Origin of the sequence: Pseudomonas sp. DL (assembly GCF_047199225.1) — a bacterium.
Classification (GTDB): domain Bacteria; phylum Pseudomonadota; class Gammaproteobacteria; order Pseudomonadales; family Pseudomonadaceae; genus Pseudomonas; species Pseudomonas aeruginosa.
Genome location: NZ_CP178323.1, coordinates 4,078,841 through 4,096,254, shown reverse-complemented (window position 1 = coordinate 4,096,254; position 17,414 = coordinate 4,078,841). Strand labels below are relative to the sequence as shown.

17 protein-coding genes are annotated in these 17,414 nt (G+C 66.2%); all 17 read left to right on the top strand.

Annotated features, from left to right (window positions below; translation table 11 throughout):
• Positions 1-99: 99 nt before the first annotated feature.
• The gene (gene fliL, locus ACI766_RS19020) at positions 100-621 is read left to right on the top strand and encodes a flagellar basal body-associated protein FliL (protein ID WP_003083042.1); all 522 of its coding nucleotides are present in this window, start codon (positions 100-102) and stop codon (positions 619-621) included.
• A 7-nt stretch (positions 622-628) separates the two neighbouring features.
• Entirely contained in the window at positions 629-1,600 is a 972-nt protein-coding gene (gene fliM / locus ACI766_RS19015) for a flagellar motor switch protein FliM (RefSeq protein ID WP_003083045.1), read from the top strand.
• A 27-nt stretch (positions 1,601-1,627) separates the two neighbouring features.
• Positions 1,628-2,101 carry a flagellar motor switch protein FliN gene (gene fliN, locus ACI766_RS19010; protein WP_003083049.1) on the top strand — a complete coding sequence of 158 codons (474 nt, stop codon included), beginning with the start codon at positions 1,628-1,630 and terminating at the stop codon, positions 2,099-2,101.
• Between the two features lies 1 nt (position 2,102).
• Complete coding sequence (gene fliO / locus ACI766_RS19005) at positions 2,103-2,555, top strand: flagellar biosynthetic protein FliO (RefSeq protein ID WP_003083051.1); 453 nt, start codon at positions 2,103-2,105, stop codon at positions 2,553-2,555.
• A complete protein-coding gene (gene fliP, locus ACI766_RS19000; protein WP_003083052.1) occupies positions 2,552-3,319 on the top strand; it encodes a flagellar type III secretion system pore protein FliP in 768 nt (255 codons plus the stop codon). The genes fliO and fliP overlap by 4 nt, the downstream gene beginning before the upstream one ends.
• Positions 3,320-3,363: 44 nt before the next feature.
• Positions 3,364-3,633 (top strand): flagellar biosynthesis protein FliQ, encoded by a 270-nt coding sequence (fliQ, locus tag ACI766_RS18995; RefSeq protein WP_003083053.1) that lies wholly within the window; start codon positions 3,364-3,366, stop codon positions 3,631-3,633.
• Complete coding sequence (gene fliR, locus ACI766_RS18990) at positions 3,633-4,409, top strand: flagellar biosynthetic protein FliR (protein WP_003133221.1); 777 nt, start codon at positions 3,633-3,635, stop codon at positions 4,407-4,409. The genes fliQ and fliR overlap by 1 nt, the downstream gene beginning before the upstream one ends.
• 2 nt (positions 4,410-4,411) lie before the next feature.
• Entirely contained in the window at positions 4,412-5,548 is a 1,137-nt protein-coding gene (gene flhB, locus ACI766_RS18985) for a flagellar biosynthesis protein FlhB (RefSeq protein ID WP_003083056.1), read from the top strand.
• A gap of 71 nt (positions 5,549-5,619) precedes the next feature.
• A complete protein-coding gene (locus tag ACI766_RS18980; RefSeq protein WP_034037920.1) occupies positions 5,620-6,879 on the top strand; it encodes a TPM domain-containing protein in 1,260 nt (419 codons plus the stop codon).
• A gap of 32 nt (positions 6,880-6,911) precedes the next feature.
• Entirely contained in the window at positions 6,912-8,264 is a 1,353-nt protein-coding gene (locus ACI766_RS18975) for a TPM domain-containing protein (protein WP_023088992.1), read from the top strand.
• Positions 8,265-8,403: 139 nt separating this feature from the next.
• Positions 8,404-10,527: a flagellar biosynthesis protein FlhA gene (gene flhA, locus ACI766_RS18970; RefSeq protein ID WP_003087100.1), complete on the top strand. Its 2,124-nt coding sequence runs from the start codon at positions 8,404-8,406 to the stop codon at positions 10,525-10,527.
• 83 nt (positions 10,528-10,610) lie between these two features.
• Positions 10,611-11,900: a flagellar biosynthesis protein FlhF gene (gene flhF, locus ACI766_RS18965; RefSeq protein WP_003083061.1), complete on the top strand. Its 1,290-nt coding sequence runs from the start codon at positions 10,611-10,613 to the stop codon at positions 11,898-11,900.
• 138 nt (positions 11,901-12,038) lie between these two features.
• Positions 12,039-12,881 carry a flagellar synthesis regulator FleN gene (gene fleN, locus ACI766_RS18960; RefSeq protein WP_003083064.1) on the top strand — a complete coding sequence of 281 codons (843 nt, stop codon included), beginning with the start codon at positions 12,039-12,041 and terminating at the stop codon, positions 12,879-12,881.
• Positions 12,878-13,621, top strand: a complete 744-nt coding sequence (fliA, locus tag ACI766_RS18955; protein ID WP_003083070.1) for an RNA polymerase sigma factor FliA — start codon at positions 12,878-12,880, stop codon at positions 13,619-13,621. The genes fleN and fliA overlap by 4 nt, the downstream gene beginning before the upstream one ends.
• A gap of 101 nt (positions 13,622-13,722) precedes the next feature.
• A complete protein-coding gene (locus tag ACI766_RS18950; protein ID WP_003083073.1) occupies positions 13,723-14,097 on the top strand; it encodes a chemotaxis response regulator CheY in 375 nt (124 codons plus the stop codon).
• Positions 14,098-14,116: 19 nt separating this feature from the next.
• The gene (locus ACI766_RS18945; protein WP_003083075.1) at positions 14,117-14,905 is read left to right on the top strand and encodes a protein phosphatase CheZ; all 789 of its coding nucleotides are present in this window, start codon (positions 14,117-14,119) and stop codon (positions 14,903-14,905) included.
• A 200-nt stretch (positions 14,906-15,105) separates the two neighbouring features.
• The gene (locus ACI766_RS18940; protein WP_003114282.1) at positions 15,106-17,367 is read left to right on the top strand and encodes a chemotaxis protein CheA; all 2,262 of its coding nucleotides are present in this window, start codon (positions 15,106-15,108) and stop codon (positions 17,365-17,367) included.
• The last annotated feature ends 47 nt before the right edge of the window (positions 17,368-17,414 follow it).

The window sequence follows — 17,414 nt, the reverse complement described above, 5'->3', positions numbered from 1 at the left end:
GCTGGTCCCAGGAGGCGGGGCGGCGTTGCAGAAATGGCACAACCCTTGCTCTGCCCCTGTGAAACCCTTCATTTGACGCTATAGCGACGGATTTTTGGCATGGCTAAGAAAGAGGCGACACCCGCCGACGCGGGGGCTCCGAGCGGCGGCAAGAGCAAGCTGAAGCTGATCCTGCTGATCGTGGTCGGCCTGCTGCTGGCGATCGGCCTGTCGGTGGGCGGCACCTGGTTCTTCCTCAGCAAGTCGCTGAAGGCCGAGAAGACCGAGGAAGTCGCCAGCGAGGCGGCGAAGCCGGGCAAGCAGCCGGCGCTCTACGAGATCCTGGCGCCGGCCTTCGTCGTCAACTTCAACCAGAACGGCCGGCAGCGCTACATGCAGGTCGGCGTCGCGTTGATGGGGCGCGACAAGGCGCAGATGGACGCATTGCGCGAGCACATGCCGCTGGTTCGCAATAAACTGGTGATGCTGTTCTCGAGTCAGAGTTTCGACTCGCTGGTGACTCCGGTGGGCAAGGAAATGCTCCGCCAGCAGGCGACCGCCGGATTGCAGGAACTGGCCAAGAAGGAAACCGGCCAACTGGCTATCGAACAAGTGTTGTTCACCAATTTCGTGCTGCAGTAGGTATCCCATGGCCGTGCAAGATCTGCTTTCCCAGGATGAAATCGACGCGCTGTTGCACGGCGTCGACGATGGCCTGGTGGAAACCGAAGTCGAGGCGACGCCGGGATCGGTCAAGTCCTATGACCTGACCAGCCAGGACCGCATCGTCCGGGGCCGCATGCCGACCCTGGAGATGATCAACGAGCGTTTCGCCCGCTACACCCGCATCAGCATGTTCAACCTGCTGCGCCGTTCGGCCGACGTCGCGGTCGGCGGCGTGCAGGTGATGAAGTTCGGCGAGTACGTGCACTCGCTGTACGTTCCCACCAGCCTCAACCTGGTGAAGATGAAGCCGCTGCGCGGCACCGCGCTGTTCATCCTCGACGCCAAGCTGGTGTTCAAGCTGGTGGACAACTTCTTCGGCGGCGACGGCCGCCACGCCAAGATCGAGGGCCGCGAGTTCACCCCGACCGAACTGCGGGTGGTGCGGATGGTGCTGGAGCAGGCCTTCGTCGATCTGAAGGAAGCCTGGCAGGCGGTGCTGGAGATGAACTTCGAGTACGTCAACTCGGAGGTCAACCCGGCCATGGCCAACATCGTCAGTCCCAGCGAGGTGGTGGTGGTCTCCACCTTCCACATCGAACTGGACGGCGGTGGCGGCGACCTGCACATCACCATGCCCTATTCGATGATCGAGCCGATCCGCGAGATGCTCGACGCCGGTTTCCAGTCCGACCACGACGACCAGGACGAGCGCTGGATCAAGGCCCTGCGCGAGGACGTGCTGGACGTCCAGGTACCGCTCGGCGCCACCGTGGTCCGCCGCCAGCTCAAGCTGCGCGACATCCTGCACATGCAGCCGGGCGACGTGATCCCGGTGGAGATGCCGGAACACATGGTGATGCGCGCCAACGGCGTGCCCGCCTTCAAGGTCAAGCTGGGCGCCCACAAGGGCAACCTGGCGCTACAGATTCTCGAAGCGGTCGAGCGCTCGCGCTGACCGCTTCCCCCGGAGGAAAGACGAACCATGGCAGACGAAGAAAAAGTGACCACCGAGGAACAGGCACTGGCCGACGAGTGGGCGGCGGCGCTGGCCGAGGCGGGCGACGCCAGCCAGGACGACATCGATGCGCTGATGGCCCAGGGCGGCGCGACTCCCGTGGCGGAGCCGAGTACCCCGCGGGCGCCGATGGAAGAGTTCGGCGCTTCGCCGAAGGCACCGACCATTTCCGGCCTGGAGGGGCCCAATCTGGATGTGATCCTGGACATCCCGGTGACCATTTCCATGGAGGTCGGGCATACCGACATCAGCATCCGCAACCTGCTGCAGCTCAACCAGGGGTCGGTGATCGAACTCGATCGCCTGGCCGGCGAGCCGCTGGACGTACTGGTCAACGGCACCCTGATCGCCCACGGCGAGGTGGTGGTAGTGAACGAGAAGTTCGGCATCCGCCTGACCGACGTGATCAGTCCCAGCGAACGCATCAAGAAGCTGCGCTGACATGCGTCGCTACCTGTTCGCCGGCTTCCTGCCGGCACTCGCCTCGCTGAGCGCGCCGCTGTGCGCCGCCGAGGGGACGACGGGTGCCGCCGCGCCGACGGTGGGCGCCGCTTCCGGCGCCGCCGCGCAACTGGCCCAACTGGTGCTCGGCCTGGGCCTGGTGATCGGCCTGATCTTCCTGCTCGCCTGGCTGGTGCGCCGGGTGCAACAGGCCGGTCCGCGCGGCAACCGCTTGATCCGCACCCTTGCCAGCCAGCCGCTGGGTCCGCGCGACCGGCTGGTGCTGGTGCAGGTCGGTGAGGAGCAGATCCTGCTCGGCCTGACGCCCGGCCGGATCACGCCGTTGCACGTGCTCAAGGAGCCGGTACACCTGCCGGACGGCGAGCCGGCCACGCCGGAATTCGCCCAGCGCCTGCTGGAGCTGCTGAACAAGGACCCCAAGGGCAAGCCATGACTCCGCGCATCTCCCTGGCCGGCGCGCTCGCCGCGCTCTGCCTTCTGCTGCTGGCGCCGTGGCCGGCGCTGGCCGCCGACCCGACATCGATCTCGGCGATCACCGTGACCACCAACGGCCAGGGCCAGCAGGAGTATTCGGTCAGCCTGCAGATCCTGCTGATCATGACCGCGCTGAGCTTCATCCCGGCGTTCGTCATGCTGATGACCAGCTTCACCCGGATCATCATCGTCTTCTCCATCCTGCGCCAGGCGCTGGGCCTGCAATCGACGCCGTCGAACCAGGTGCTGGTGGGGCTGGCGCTGTTCCTGACCATGTTCGTCATGGCCCCGGTGTTCGACAAGATCAACAGCCAGGCCCTGCAGCCCTACCTGAACGAGCAGATTCCCGCCCAGGAAGCCCTGCAAAAGGCCGAGGTACCGCTGAAGGCGTTCATGCTGGCGCAGACTCGCACCTCCGACCTGGAGCTGTTCGTCCGCCTGTCCAAGCGCACCGACATCGGCAGCCCGGAGGCGACGCCGCTGACCATCCTGGTCCCGGCCTTCGTCACGTCCGAGCTGAAGACCGCGTTCCAGATCGGCTTCATGATCTTCATCCCGTTCCTGATCATCGACCTGGTGGTGTCCAGCGTGCTGATGGCGATGGGCATGATGATGCTGTCGCCGCTGATCATTTCCCTGCCGTTCAAGATCATGCTGTTCGTCCTGGTGGATGGCTGGGCGCTGATCATCGGGACGCTGGCGGGCAGTTTCGGCACCGTCTAGCGGTGCCGCCGGCTTGACGCGCCGCTGGCGCGCTGGAGAGAGACATGACCCCTGAGGTGGCACTCGACCTGTTCCGCGAGGCGTTGTGGCTGACGGCGATGATCGTCGGCGTGCTGGTGGTTCCGAGCCTGCTGGTCGGTCTCGTGGTGGCGATGTTCCAGGCCGCCACCCAGATCAACGAACAGACCCTGAGCTTCCTGCCGCGCCTGATGGTGATCCTGCTCACCCTGATCGTGCTGGGTCCCTGGCTGCTGCGGCAGCTGATGGAATACACCCAGACGCTGATCGGCAACATCCCGCTGCTGATCGGCTGATGCTGGAGCTGACCAACGCGCAGATCGGCGGCTGGATCGCCAGCTTCGTGCTGCCGCTGTTCCGGGTCGCGGCGCTGCTGATGACCATGCCGGTGATCGGCACCCAGCTGGTGCCGGTGCGGGTGCGACTGTACCTGGCGCTGGGCGTCTGCGTGGTGCTGGTGCCGAACCTGCCGCCGATGCCGCAGGTGGACGCGCTGAGCATGAAGGCCATGCTGCTGATCGGCGAGCAGATCCTGGTCGGCGCCTTGCTCGGCTTTTCCCTGCAGTTGCTGTTCCACGCCTTCGTGATCGCCGGGCAGATCATCTCGATGCAGATGGGCCTGGGCTTCGCTTCCATGGTCGACCCGGCCAACGGCGTCTCGGTGCCGGTGCTCGGCCAGTTCTTCACCATGCTGGTGACGCTGCTGTTCCTGGCGATGAACGGACACCTGGTAGTGTTCGAGGTAATCGCCGAGAGCTTCGTCACCCTGCCGGTGGGCGAGGGCCTGAGCGGCAACCATTTCTGGATCATCGCCGGCAAGCTCGGCTGGGTGATGGGCGCGGCGCTGCTGCTGGCGCTGCCGGCGATCACCGCGCTGCTGGTGGTGAACCTCGCCTTCGGCGCCATGACCCGCGCGGCGCCGCAGCTGAACATCTTCTCCATCGGCTTTCCGTTGACCCTGGTGCTGGGCCTGGTGATCCTCTGGATCGGCACCGCCGACCTGCTCAGCCAGTACCAGGTGCTGGCCGGCGAGGCCCTGCAATTCCTCCGTGAACTGGTGCGGGCGAGGTAGCCATGGCCGAGAGCGAGAGCGGGCAGGACAAGACAGAGGAACCCACGGAGAAACGCCGCCGCGAGGCGCGCGAGAAAGGGCAGTTGCCGCGTTCGCGGGAGCTGAACACCCTGGCCATCCTCATGGCCGGCGCCGGCGGCCTGCTGATCTACGGCGCCGACCTGGCGGGCGCCCTGTTGCGCCTGATGCGCAGCAATTTCGAGCTGTCCCGGGAAACCGCGATGAATACCGAGAGCATGCTGCAATTGCTCGGCGCTTCGGCCTACCTGGCGGCCCAGGGGCTCTGGCCGATCCTGCTGATGCTGCTGGTGGCGGCGATCGTCGGGCCGATCGCCCTCGGCGGCTGGCTGTTCTCGATGGACGCCCTGCAACCCAAGTTCAGCCGGCTCAACCCGCTGTCGGGGCTGAAACGGATGTTTTCCGCCAAGTCGCTGCTCGAACTGAGCAAGGCGCTGATCAAGTTCCTGGTGGTGCTGGCGGTGGCCCTGCTGGTGCTCTCCGCCGACCGCGACGCCCTCCTGGCCCTGGCGCACCAGCCGCTCGAGCAGGCGATCCTGCACAGCGTGCGGGTGGTCGGCTGGAGCGCCTTCTGGATGGCCTGCAGCCTGCTGCTGATCGCCGCGGTGGACGTGCCCTACCAGATCTGGGACAACCGCCAGAAGCTGCTGATGACCAAGCAGGAAGTCCGCGACGAATACAAGGACTCCGAGGGCAAGCCCGAGGTCAAGTCGAAGATCCGCCAGATGCAGCGCGAGATGGCGCAGAGACGGATGATGGCGGCGGTGCCGGAGGCCGACGTGGTGATCACCAACCCGACCCACTTCGCCGTAGCCCTGAAGTACGACCCGGCGGGCGGCGGGGCGCCGCTGCTGCTGGCCAAGGGCAACGATTTCCTGGCCCTGAAGATCCGCGAGGTGGCCCAGGAGCACAAGGTGATGGTCATGGAGTCGCCGGCGCTGGCGCGAGCGGTGTACTACTCCACCGAGCTGGACCAGGAGATTCCCGCCGGGCTCTATCTCGCCGTGGCCCAGGTACTGGCCTATGTCTACCAGCTCAAGCAGTACCAGGCCGGCAAGGGCAAGCGGCCGAGCCCGTTGAAGGACCTGCCGATCCCGCCGGACCTGCGTCGCGACGAGTGACCGGGCTGGAGCTGCGCGCCGCGCTGTGGCACCTTGGCCGGTACCCGCTCGGGATGAGAGCTTTGCCGTTCATGGATCGAACCTTGTCTGATCGTATTTTCCCGCCTGTCCTCCTGTTGCTCGCCCTGGCCTGGCTGCTGCCCTGGATGCCTGTGCACGCCGAAGCGCCGGCGGAATGGGTCACCTTGCCCCTGTCGGAGCGGGTGGTGGATGCCACCCACACGCTGGACGAGGCGACGCGCCAACGCTTGGTGGAGAAGCTCGAGGTGCTGGAGCGGCGACGCGGTGCGCAGATCGCGGTGGTGATGCTGCCGACTACCGGTACCCTCGATATCGAAGCCTTCTCCGACAAGCTGTTCCAGGCCTGGAAGCTCGGCCGCAAGGCGGTCGACGACGGTCTGCTGCTGGTGGTGGCCAAGGATGACCGGCGCATGCGCATCGAGGTCGGCTACGGCCTGGAGGGTGCGGTGCCCGACGTGGTCGCCGGACGGATCATTCGCGAGCGGATGGCCCCGGCATTTCGCGAGGGCGACTACGCCGGCGGGATCGAGGCCGCGGTGGACGAGCTGATCCGCCTGGTCGACGGCGAAACGCTGCCGGCGGCCGCGTCGTCGGGTGCGCCGAAAGTCTCGCTGGGGCAATTGCCGGCGGAAGCCTGGGCGCTGCTGGTCGCCTTCATCTACGGATCGTTGGCCGGAGTGCTGTTGAGTGCCCGGGCGCTGCGCTGGCCCTGGCTGCTCGGCGGGGCGCTGCTCTGCTGGCTGCTGGGCACGCTGGCCGGCGCTTCCGGCGAATGGATGAGCGTGCTGCTGGTCGCTCCGCTGTGCATGCTGGTCGGCGGCGCGACCTTCGGCGCGCTGTGGACGGTGCGCCCGGCCTTCTACCTGGTGATCGGCGTACTGGTCTATGTAGCCCTGCTCGGGCTGGCGGCGCATTGGTTCAGCGCGGTGTCCTTCATCTACGGCCTGCTGTGGCCGGCCGGGGTGCTGATGCTGGCGGTTCTCTGCTGGTCGAACTACCGCCTGATGCGCTCGCTATGGCGCGAGCGGCGGAAAAGTTTCCACCGCCGACTGTGGGCGTTGCTGGCGGCCTACCTGCTGCTCGGATTGCTGTCCGGTGGCCTGGACGCACCGCTGGTCTGGCTGGCCCTGCTACCGTTCCAGCTCATGCTCGGGCTGCTGGTGTTCGGCCAGGTACGCCTGAGTGGGGGTGGTGGAGGCTCGTCGGGAAGCTCCGGCGGCGGTTCCTCCTCCTCTTCCTCCTCGTCGTCCGGCGGCTTTTCCGGGGGCGGTGGTTCCAGCGGCGGAGGCGGTGCCTCGGGCAGTTGGTAATGGGTTCCCGTTCATTTCATTCGGAGACAAGGATGTCTGCAATCACGCGTTATCTCGCCATGCTTCGGCTGTTCGGCATGCTGCTCTGCGCCGCCGCGATTCCCTCCGTTGCCACCGCGACGGTGCCGGTCACCGTCGCGGTGGCAGCGTCCGATGTCGAGGAGGAGGCCGTGGAGGCATCGGCGGTCGGCGCCGAGGCCGAGGCAGCGCGCGATGCGGGCTACGAGTCCGCGGAGGTTCCGGCGCCGGCGCGGCGGGTGACCGACCTTACCGCGACCCTCGACGCCGCCGAGCGTGCCCGCCTGGAAGCTTCGCTGGCCGCGCTGGAGGCCCGGAAGGGTGCCCAGGTAGCGATCCTGATGGTGCCCAGCACCTATCCGGACAGCATCGAGGCCTATGCGACGCGGGTATTCGAGGCGTGGAAGCTGGGGCGCAAGGGGATCGATGACGGCGTCCTGGTGCTGGTGGCGAAGGACGACCGGCGCATGCGCATCGAAGTCGGCTATGGCCTGGAAGGAACGATCACCGACATCGATGCCGGGCGGATCATCCGCGAATACATGACCCCTGCGTTCCGTCAGCAAGACTACGCCGGCGGCCTGGAAGCGGCGGCGCAGCGCCTGGTACGACTGATCGACGGCGAGGCGTTGCCGCCGCCGCCGCGCGACCCGCTGGAGCCCGGCGCGGTACGGCAGACCCTGGCTATCGCATTCCTGCTCGGCGCTCTCGGCGGGGTGGCGCTGCTGGTACGCCCGCGCGCCTGGTACTGGACCCTGGGTACGGTAGTGGCGCTCGCTGCGGCGTTGGCACTGGGGCGACACTGGCCGGCAGGGGCGATGGTGGCGCTGGCGGAGATGGTGGCGGTCCTGGGCGTCGGCTTCGGCGCCTTGCTCAAGTATTCGCGCGGTGCCCGCTGGTTCTTCGCCATTCTTGTGCTCTATGCGCTGGGGCTGTTCTGGGCCTACGGCCGTTATGGCCTGCCGGTGCTTCATTACGGATTGGCCGTGCCGCTTTCGCTGGGGCTGACCCTGCTGATGCTGGCCGGTGCCTGGCAGGGGCTGCGCAGAGGACGGCGCTGGGCCTACCTGCCGGGCCTGCTCGGCCTGCTGCTGACCCTGGCCCTGGAGTGTCTGCTGTTGCTGGTGGACGACCCGCTGAACAGCATCGAGGCGCTGATCATCCTGCCCGCCGCTTGCCTGCCGCTGCTCATCGGTTGCAATTTCAGCGCCGGCGGCTCGGGGGGAGGGCGTCGGCGCGGCGGCGATTACGCTAGCTCATCGGGTTCCTCGTCTTCCTCGTCGTCGAGTTCGTCCAGTTCGTCTTCGGACTCGTTCTCCGGCGGCGGAGGCTCGAGTGGCGGTGGTGGCGCCTCCGGCAGTTGGTGATTGGCGAAAACCCTTTTTCAATCAATGAATTGAAAAGTTGGAACGGTTCCTGCAATGACCCGCCCGACGCGCATTCCGGCGTCAAAAGTTTGTTCGGCGCCCACCTACGGGCGCCATACGCAGGGCAGGGGAGTCGAGAGTGGATCGCACGCAACTGATCAGCAATGTGCGCAGCAACCTGGCGGGGCTGGGGCGCGGCAGCCTCGGCGTGCCGATCCTGCTGCTGGCCATGCTGGCGATGATGACCCTGCCGATCCCGCCATTCCTGCTGGACGTGCTGTTCACCTTCAACATCGCCCTGTCCATCGTCGTCCTGCTGGTCTGCGTGTACGCCCTGCGGCCGCTGGACTTCGCCGTGTTCCCGACCATCCTGCTGGTGGCGACCCTGTTGCGCCTGGCGCTGAACGTTGCCTCGACCCGCGTGGTGTTGCTCCACGGCCACGACGGCCATGGCGCCGCGGGCAAGGTGATCCAGGCCTTCGGCGAAGTGGTGATCGGCGGCAACTACGTGGTCGGGGTGGTGGTGTTCGCGATCCTCATGATCATCAACTTCGTGGTGGTGACCAAGGGCGCCGGGCGGATTTCCGAAGTCAGCGCGCGCTTCACCCTGGATGCCATGCCCGGCAAGCAGATGGCCATCGACGCCGACCTCAACGCCGGCCTGATCGAGCAGGAGGAAGCCAAGAAGCGCCGCAGCGAGGTGGCCCAGGAGGCCGACTTCTACGGTTCGATGGACGGTGCCAGCAAGTTCGTCCGCGGTGACGCCATCGCCGGCCTGCTGATTCTCTTCATCAACCTGATCGGCGGCGTCGCCATCGGCATGATCCAGCATTCGATGTCCTTCGGCGACGCCGGCAAGGTCTACGCCCTGCTGACCATCGGTGACGGCCTGGTGGCACAACTGCCGTCGCTGCTGCTGTCGACCGCGGCGGCGATCATGGTGACGCGGGTCTCCAGTTCCGAGGACATGGGCCAGCAGGTCAACCGGCAGATGTTCGCCTCGCCCAAGGCGCTGGCGATTTCCGCGGCGATCCTGATCGCCATGGGCGCCGTGCCGGGCATGCCGCATGTTTCCTTCATCGGCCTCGGCGCCCTGGCCGGCGCTGCCGCCTACTGGATCTGGCACCGGCAGAACAAGGCCAAGCAGGTCGCTGAGCAGGAGGTGCAGCGCCAGCAGGAGCTGCTGCCGGCGCAGCGCGCCCAGGAGGTCAAGGAACTGGGTTGGGACGACGTCACCCCGGTGGACATGGTCGGCCTGGAAGTCGGCTACCGGCTGATCCCGCTGGTCGACCGCAACCAGGGCGGGCAACTGCTGGCGCGGATCAAGGGCGTACGCAAGAAGCTGTCCCAGGAGCTGGGCTTCCTGATGCCCTCGGTGCACATCCGCGACAACCTCGACCTGCTGCCCAACGCCTACCGTCTGACCCTGATGGGGGTCAGCGTGGCCGAAGCGGAGATCTATCCCGATCGCGAGCTGGCGATCAACCCCGGCCAGGTATTCGGCAGCCTCAACGGCATCGCCGGCAAGGACCCGGCCTTCGGCCTGGAGGCGGTATGGATCGAGCCCGGCCAGCGCGACCAGGCGCAGTCGCTGGGCTACACCGTGGTGGATGCGAGCACCGTGGTCGCCACTCACCTGAACCAGGTGCTGCACAAGCACGCCCACGAGCTGCTGGGCCATGAAGAAGTGCAACAGCTCCTGCAATTGCTCGCGCGCAGCTCGCCGAAGCTGGCGGAAGAGCTGGTGCCGGGGCTGATTTCCCTGTCCACCCTGCTCAAGGTCCTGCAGGCGCTGCTCCAGGAGCAGGTGCCGGTGCGCGACATCCGTACCATCGCCGAGGCCATCGCCAACGTCGCTCCACGGAGTCAAGATCCCGGCGCGATGGTCGCCGCGGTTCGCGTCGCGTTGTCCCGCGCAATCGTGCAAAGCATTGTCGGGCTTGAGCCGGAGCTGCCTGTGATCACGCTCGAGCCGAGGTTGGAACAGATTTTGCTGAACAGCATGCAGAAGGCCGGACAAGGCTCCGAGGACGGCATGTTGCTGGAGCCGGGGATGGCCGAGAAGCTGCAACGCTCGCTGATCGAGAGCGCACAACGCCAGGAGATGCTCGGTAAGCCGGCGATCCTGCTGGTTGCCGGACCGATCCGCTCGATGATGTCGCGCTTCGCGCGGATGGCGGTGCCCAGCATGCATGTGCTGGCCTACCAGGAAATCCCGGACAACAAGCAAGTCACCATCGTCGCGACGGTGGGACAGAACTGAACGAGGGCTGCGCCGGCTCCAGGGCCGGCACACCGGGCAACCTGAGGTTGCCGGCAAGACTACTGAACTGAGGGGTTCGGGCAATGCAAGTCAAACGCTTCTTCGCCGCCGATATGCGCCAGGCCATGAAACTGGTCCGCGACGAACTGGGTCCGGACGCCGCGATTCTCGGCAACCGCCGGGTCGCCGGCGGCATCGAGCTGACCGCGGCGCTGGATTACCAGGCCCCGCCGGCGCCGAGCAAGCCCAACCCGGCGCTGGAAGTGGAGCTGCGCAAGACCCAGGCGCGGATCGCAGAGGCGCGCGCCGAGTTGACGGCGCGTCCGGCGGAAACCCAGCGCAAGGACCGTCAATTGTTCGCCGAGGAGAAGCCGGCGCGTCCGTCCCTGGCCGAGTCCATGACGGCGGCGCAGGCCAAGCCCCAGGCGGGCGGCCAGACCCTCGAGGCAATGCGTTTCGAACTGAACGGCCTGCGCGAGCTGATCGAGGTACAACTGGGTTCCATCGCCTGGGGCCAGTTGCAGCACCAGCGTCCGCAGCAGGCCAATCTCTGGCGGCGCCTGCAGCGCATGGGCTTGCCGGCGGAGCTGAGCAAGCCGTTGCTGGAGCGGGTCGCCGCGGTGGGCGATACGCGCCAGGCCTGGCGCATGCTGTTGGCGCACCTGTCGCGTGCCGTGCAGACCCCCGAGCAGGACCCGCTCGACGCGGGCGGCGTACTGGCCCTGGTCGGCCCGGCAGGTGCCGGCAAGACCACCACCCTGGCGAAGATGGCCGCGCGCTACGTCCTCAAGTACGGCGCCCAGAGCCTGGCGCTGGTGAGCATGGACAGCTACCGGATCGGCGCCCAGGAGCAGATCAAGACCCTCGGTCGGATCCTCAACGTACCGGTGACCCTGGTCGATCCCGGCCAGTCGCTGATCCAGGCCCTGGCGCCGCTGGCGCGCAAGCGCATGGTGCTGATCGATACCGCCGGCCTGCCGGCCAGCGACCCGGCATTGCGCATGCAGCTCGAGGCACTGGCGTCGCCGAGCCTGAACGTGAAGAATTACCTGGTGATGGCCACCACCAGCCAGAGCCAGGTGCTCAAGTCGGCCTACCAGACCTATCGGCACTGCGGGCTGGCGGGTTGCATCCTGACTAAGCTGGACGAGGCGGGCAGCCTCGGTGAATCGATGGCGCTGGCTATCGCCCAGCGTCTCCCGGTAGCCTATCTGGCGGATGGGCCGCGGATTCCGGACGACCTGCAGGTGGCGCGCAGTCACCAACTGGTCAGCCGGGCGGTGAGCCTGCAGGCACCGGAAGAGCCCAGCGAGGACGCCATGGCCGAGATGTTCGCCGGGCTCTACCAGCAACCGGCGCGGCGTGCCGGCTGAGGACGTGGGAAGAACCGCGCGTGGCGCGGGTGACGGAAGCGAAGGTGGCTTCCGCCGGGCCGGGAGCGATGGCGCATCGTTCCCGCCAATACCGGAGAGCGCTGGAAGGGGCGTTCCGGGAAGACGACAACACAAGGTATGAAGCAGATGGGTAGCATGCATCCCGTACAGGTGATCGCAGTAACTGGCGGCAAGGGCGGCGTCGGCAAGACCAATGTGTCGGTGAACCTGGCACTGGCTCTGGCCGATCTCGGCCGTCGCGTCATGCTGCTGGATGCCGACCTCGGCCTGGCCAACGTCGACGTCCTGCTGGGACTCACGCCCAAGCGCACCCTGGCCGACGTGATCGAGGGACGCTGCGAACTGCGCGATGTCCTCCTCCTCGGTCCCGGTGGCGTGCGCATCGTTCCCGCGGCCTCCGGCACGCAGAGCATGGTGCACCTCTCGCCGATGCAGCATGCGGGGCTGATCCAGGCGTTCAGCGATATCAGCGACAACCTCGATGTCCTGGTCGTCGACACTGCCGCCGGGATCGGCGATTCGGTGGTCAGTTTCGTCCGCGCCGCGCAGGAGGTGCTGCTGGTCGTCTGCGACGAGCCGACCTCGATCACCGATGCCTACGCCCTGATCAAACTGCTCAACCGCGACCACGGCATGACCCGCTTCCGGGTCCTGGCCAACATGGCCCACAGCCCGCAGGAAGGACGCAACCTGTTCGCCAAACTGACCAAGGTCACTGACCGTTTCCTCGACGTCGCACTACAGTATGTAGGTGTCATCCCTTACGACGAGTCGGTACGCAAGGCCGTGCAGAAACAGCGAGCCGTATACGAGGCATTCCCCCGCTCGAAGGCGTCCCTGGCCTTCAAGGCGGTCGCGCAGAAGGTCGATAGCTGGCCGCTGCCGGCCAACCCGCGCGGGCACCTGGAGTTCTTCGTCGAACGACTGGTCCAACACCCCGCGACAGGTTCGGCCGTATGACAGCGGCCTCTGGAGTGCGTATGTATAGCAAGGCGCAAGCGCAGAACTCCCAGGAGCAACTGATCCAGCGTTACGCACCACTGGTCAAGCGCATCGCCTATCACCTGCTCGGCCGCCTGCCGGCCAGCGTGCAGGTGGAGGACCTGATGCAGGCCGGCATGATCGGCCTGCTCGAGGCCGCGAAGAAATACGACGCCGGCAAGGGCGCCAGCTTCGAGACCTATGCCGGCATCCGCATCCGCGGGGCCATGCTCGACGAGGTCCGCAAGGGCGACTGGGCGCCGCGTTCGGTGCACCGCAACACGCGCATGGTGACCGACGCGATCCGCGCGATCGAGGCGAGAACCGGACGCGACGCTAAAGATCACGAAGTTGCTGCCGAACTCCAATTGAGCCTCGAAGATTACTACGGCATCCTCAGCGACACGCAGGGCAGCCGCCTGTACAGCTTCGACGACCTGTTGCAGGACGGCGAACATGGATTGCCGGAAGACACCAGCCTCAGTCACAACGAACCGATCCACGGCCTGCTCGACGAACGTTTCCAGGCGGCCCTGGCGGATGCCATCGCCAAGTTGCCGGAGCGCGAGCGCCTGGTGCTGGCGTTGTATTACGACGAGGAACTCAACCTCAAGGAGATCGGCGAGGTACTGGGCGTCAGCGAATCGCGGGTCAGCCAGTTGCACAGCCAGTGCGCCGCGCGTTTGCGCGCGCGCCTGGCCGATTGGCGGTCGGCCTGAACCGGCCTCGACCGCAGCTTGTAACCGTTAACGCAAAAGAATGTGTGGCGCGTCCCCTGGGGCGCGCTCTGGTCTGTACGGAGGTTTACTTGGACAAGAACATGAAAATTCTCATCGTGGACGACTTTTCCACGATGAGACGCATCATCAAGAACCTCTTGCGGGACTTGGGCTTCACCAATACCGCCGAGGCCGACGACGGCACCACGGCGCTGCCGATGCTGCACAGCGGCAATTTCGACTTTCTCGTCACCGACTGGAACATGCCGGGCATGACCGGCATCGATCTGCTGCGCGCGGTTCGCGCCGACGAGCGCCTCAAGCACCTGCCGGTGCTGATGGTCACCGCCGAGGCCAAGCGCGACCAGATCATCGAAGCGGCCCAGGCCGGGGTCAACGGCTATGTGGTCAAACCCTTCACCGCTCAGGTCCTGAAGGAAAAGATCGAGAAGATTTTCGAGCGGGTCAACGGCTGAAGCCGGCCAAGAGGGTGTCATGGTGCTTGGTAACGATTCCACGGGCGACGAATTCGAATCGACCCTGAAAAAACATGCGCGCGAACTGGTGGACTGTCTCGAACGGGGGCACTTCCAGCAGGCGGTGCAATTGATCCAGGAGCTCAGCCAGGCCAGGGACCGTGGCCTCTACCAGGAAGTGGGCAAGCTGACCCGCGAACTGCACAACGCCATCGTCGATTTCCAGATCGACCCGCATTCCCCCCACGCGCAGGAAATGTCGCAGATCGCCGATGCCACCGATCGTCTTTCCTACGTAGTGGAAATGACCGAGAAGGCCGCCAACCGGACCATGGACCTAGTGGAGCAGAGCGCCCCGCTGGTCAACCAGTTGGGCGACGATTCGCGGGAGCTGCACCAGGAGTGGCAACGCTTCATGCGCCGGGAAATCGACGCTGACGGCTTCCGCGAGCTGGCCAAGCGCATCGAACAGTTCCTCGTGCGCAGCGGCGAGAACGCCGGCCAGTTGTCCTCGCAGCTCAATGACATCCTGCTGGCGCAGGATTACCAGGACCTGACCGGCCAGGTGATCAAGCGTGTCACCAAGCTGGTCACCGAGGTCGAGAGCAACCTCGTGAAGCTGGTCTGGATGGCCGGCCAGGTGGACCGTTACGCCGGAATCGAGCACGACCACGTGAGCATGCGCCACCAGGCCGCGCTGGAGCGTTCGGCCAAGGGCGAGGGGCCGCAGGTCGCCGCGGAAAAACGAGAGGATGTGGTGTCCGGGCAGGATGACGTGGACGATCTGCTGTCCAGCCTGGGTTTCTGACCCGCCCGGCTCAAGACTGCGGCATCGCTGCCGTTAAGTAAGCATTGAACGCTGGCATCCGCGGGCTGCTGGCACAGCCTTCGTCATGCCGGTGATCCCGGCGGGCGGGCTGAAGTCGGTCCGGAAAGCCGGGCCGGTATTTCCGGCAGGACAGCGGTCCTGCCGATCCTTTCGAGTAACACGTCTCTGGGAGCAGCCGAATGAGCTTCGACGCCGATGAAGAAATCCTCCAGGACTTCCTGGTTGAGGCCGGCGAGATTCTCGAGCAATTGTCCGAGCAACTGGTCGAGCTGGAGAGCCGGCCGGACGATATGGACCTGCTCAATGCCATTTTCCGTGGGTTCCATACGGTCAAGGGCGGTGCCGGCTTCCTCCAGCTGAACGCGCTGGTGGAATGCTGCCACATTGCGGAAAACGTCTTCGATATCCTGCGCAAGGGCGAGCGGCGCGTCAGCTCCGAACTGATGGATGTGGTGCTGCAGGCGCTGGATACGGTCAACGCGATGTTCGACCAGGTGCGCGAGCAGTCCGAACCGACCCCGGCGACGCCCGAGCTGCTGGCGGCCCTTGCCCGCCTGGCCGAGCCCGAGGGCGCCGAGCCCGCGGAACCTGTGCAAGCGCCACCGGCGGCCGTTCCGCCAGCCGAGCCTGCGGCGCCGCCGGAAGCGCCCGCGCAGAGTGCCTCCAGCGATATCACCGACGACGAGTTCGAGCAGTTGCTGGATGCTCTGCAGGGCGACGAAGCGCCGGCCTCCGCCGTTGCAGAAGCGCCCGCGGCTCCCGCTGGCGACGAGATCAGCGACGCCGAGTTCGAGGCGTTGCTCGACCAGTTGCACGGCAAGGGCAAGTTCGTCCCGCCGGCGGTCTCGGCCGAGCCTGCGCAAGTCCCCGCCGAGGCGGTCGAGCCGGCCGCGGCTGCCGCTGGTGACGATATCAGCGACGACGAGTTCGAGGCGCTGCTCGACGAACTGCACGGCAAGGGCAAGTTCGGCGATGTCCCGGAAGCCGCCGGCACACCCGCCGCACCGGCTGCCGCGGCTCCAGCGGCTGCGCCGGCGGAGCAGGGCAAGGCGCCGGCCGCCGCGGGCGGCGATGAGATCAGCGACGACGAGTTCGAGTCGCTGCTCGACGAACTGCACGGCAAGGGCAAGTTCAACGGCGCCTCCGAGGCCGTGGCGGCTGCCGCGGCGGTAGCCAAGAACATCGCAGCGAAGAGTCCCGCGGCGAAACCGGTCGCTCCGGCCAAGGCCGCCGCCGCGCGTCCGGCGGCGCCCGACAGGCCCGCGGCAAGCGAGGCGGAGACCACCGTGCGGGTGGATACGGCGCGTCTCGACGAGATCATGAACATGGTCGGCGAGCTGGTGCTGGTGCGTAACCGCCTGGTGCGCCTGGGCCTGAACAGTGGCGACGAGGCCATGGCCAAGGCCGTGGCCAACCTCGACGTGGTCACCGGCGACCTGCAGATGTCGGTGATGAAGACCCGCATGCAGCCGATCAAGAAGGTCTTCGGCCGCTTCCCGCGCCTGGTTCGCGACCTGGCGCGGAACATGAAGAAAGAGATCAACCTGGAGCTGGTGGGCGAAGAGACCGACCTCGACAAGAACCTGGTCGAGGCCCTCGCCGATCCGCTGGTGCACCTGGTGCGCAACGCCGTCGACCACGGCATCGAGAGTCCGGAGGAGCGCGAGGCCGCCGGCAAGCCGCGGGTCGGCCAGGTGGTGCTGTCAGCGGAGCAGGAGGGTGACCACATCCTCCTGATGATCACCGACGACGGCAAGGGCATGGACGCCGAGGTGCTGCGCAACAAGGCGGTGGAGAAGGGCCTGCTGGAGCGCGATGCGGCGGACCGCCTGACCGACCTGGAGTGCTACAACCTGATTTTCGCCCCGGGTTTCTCGACCAAGACCGAGATTTCCGACGTGTCCGGCCGCGGTGTCGGCATGGACGTGGTGAAGACCAAGATTTCCCAGCTCAACGGCACGGTCAACGTGTTTTCGCAGAAGGGGTCCGGCTCGAAGATCGTCATCAAGGTGCCGCTGACTTTGGCGATCATGCCTACCCTTATGGTGATGCTGGGCAGCCAGGCGTTCGCCTTCCCGCTGGTCAACGTCAACGAAATCTTCCATCTTGACCTGTCGCGCACCAATGTCGTGGATGGCCAGGAAGTGGTGATCGTCCGCGACAAGGCCTTGCCGCTGTTCTATCTCAAGCGCTGGCTGGTGCCGAGTGCGGCCCACGAAGAGCAGGGTGAGGGACACGTGGTGATCCTGTCGGTCGGCACCCAGCGCATCGGTTTCGTCGTCGACCAGTTGGTGGGACAAGAAGAAGTGGTGATCAAGCCACTCGGCAAGATGTTGCAGGGCACCCCCGGCATGGCGGGCGCCACCATCACCGGGGACGGGCGCATCGCCCTGATCCTCGATGTGCCGAGCATGCTCAAGCGTTACGCACGGCGCATCTGACGCCGCGTATGGGTTTCCGGCGGCGCAGGAGCGTCGCCCTCTGAGGA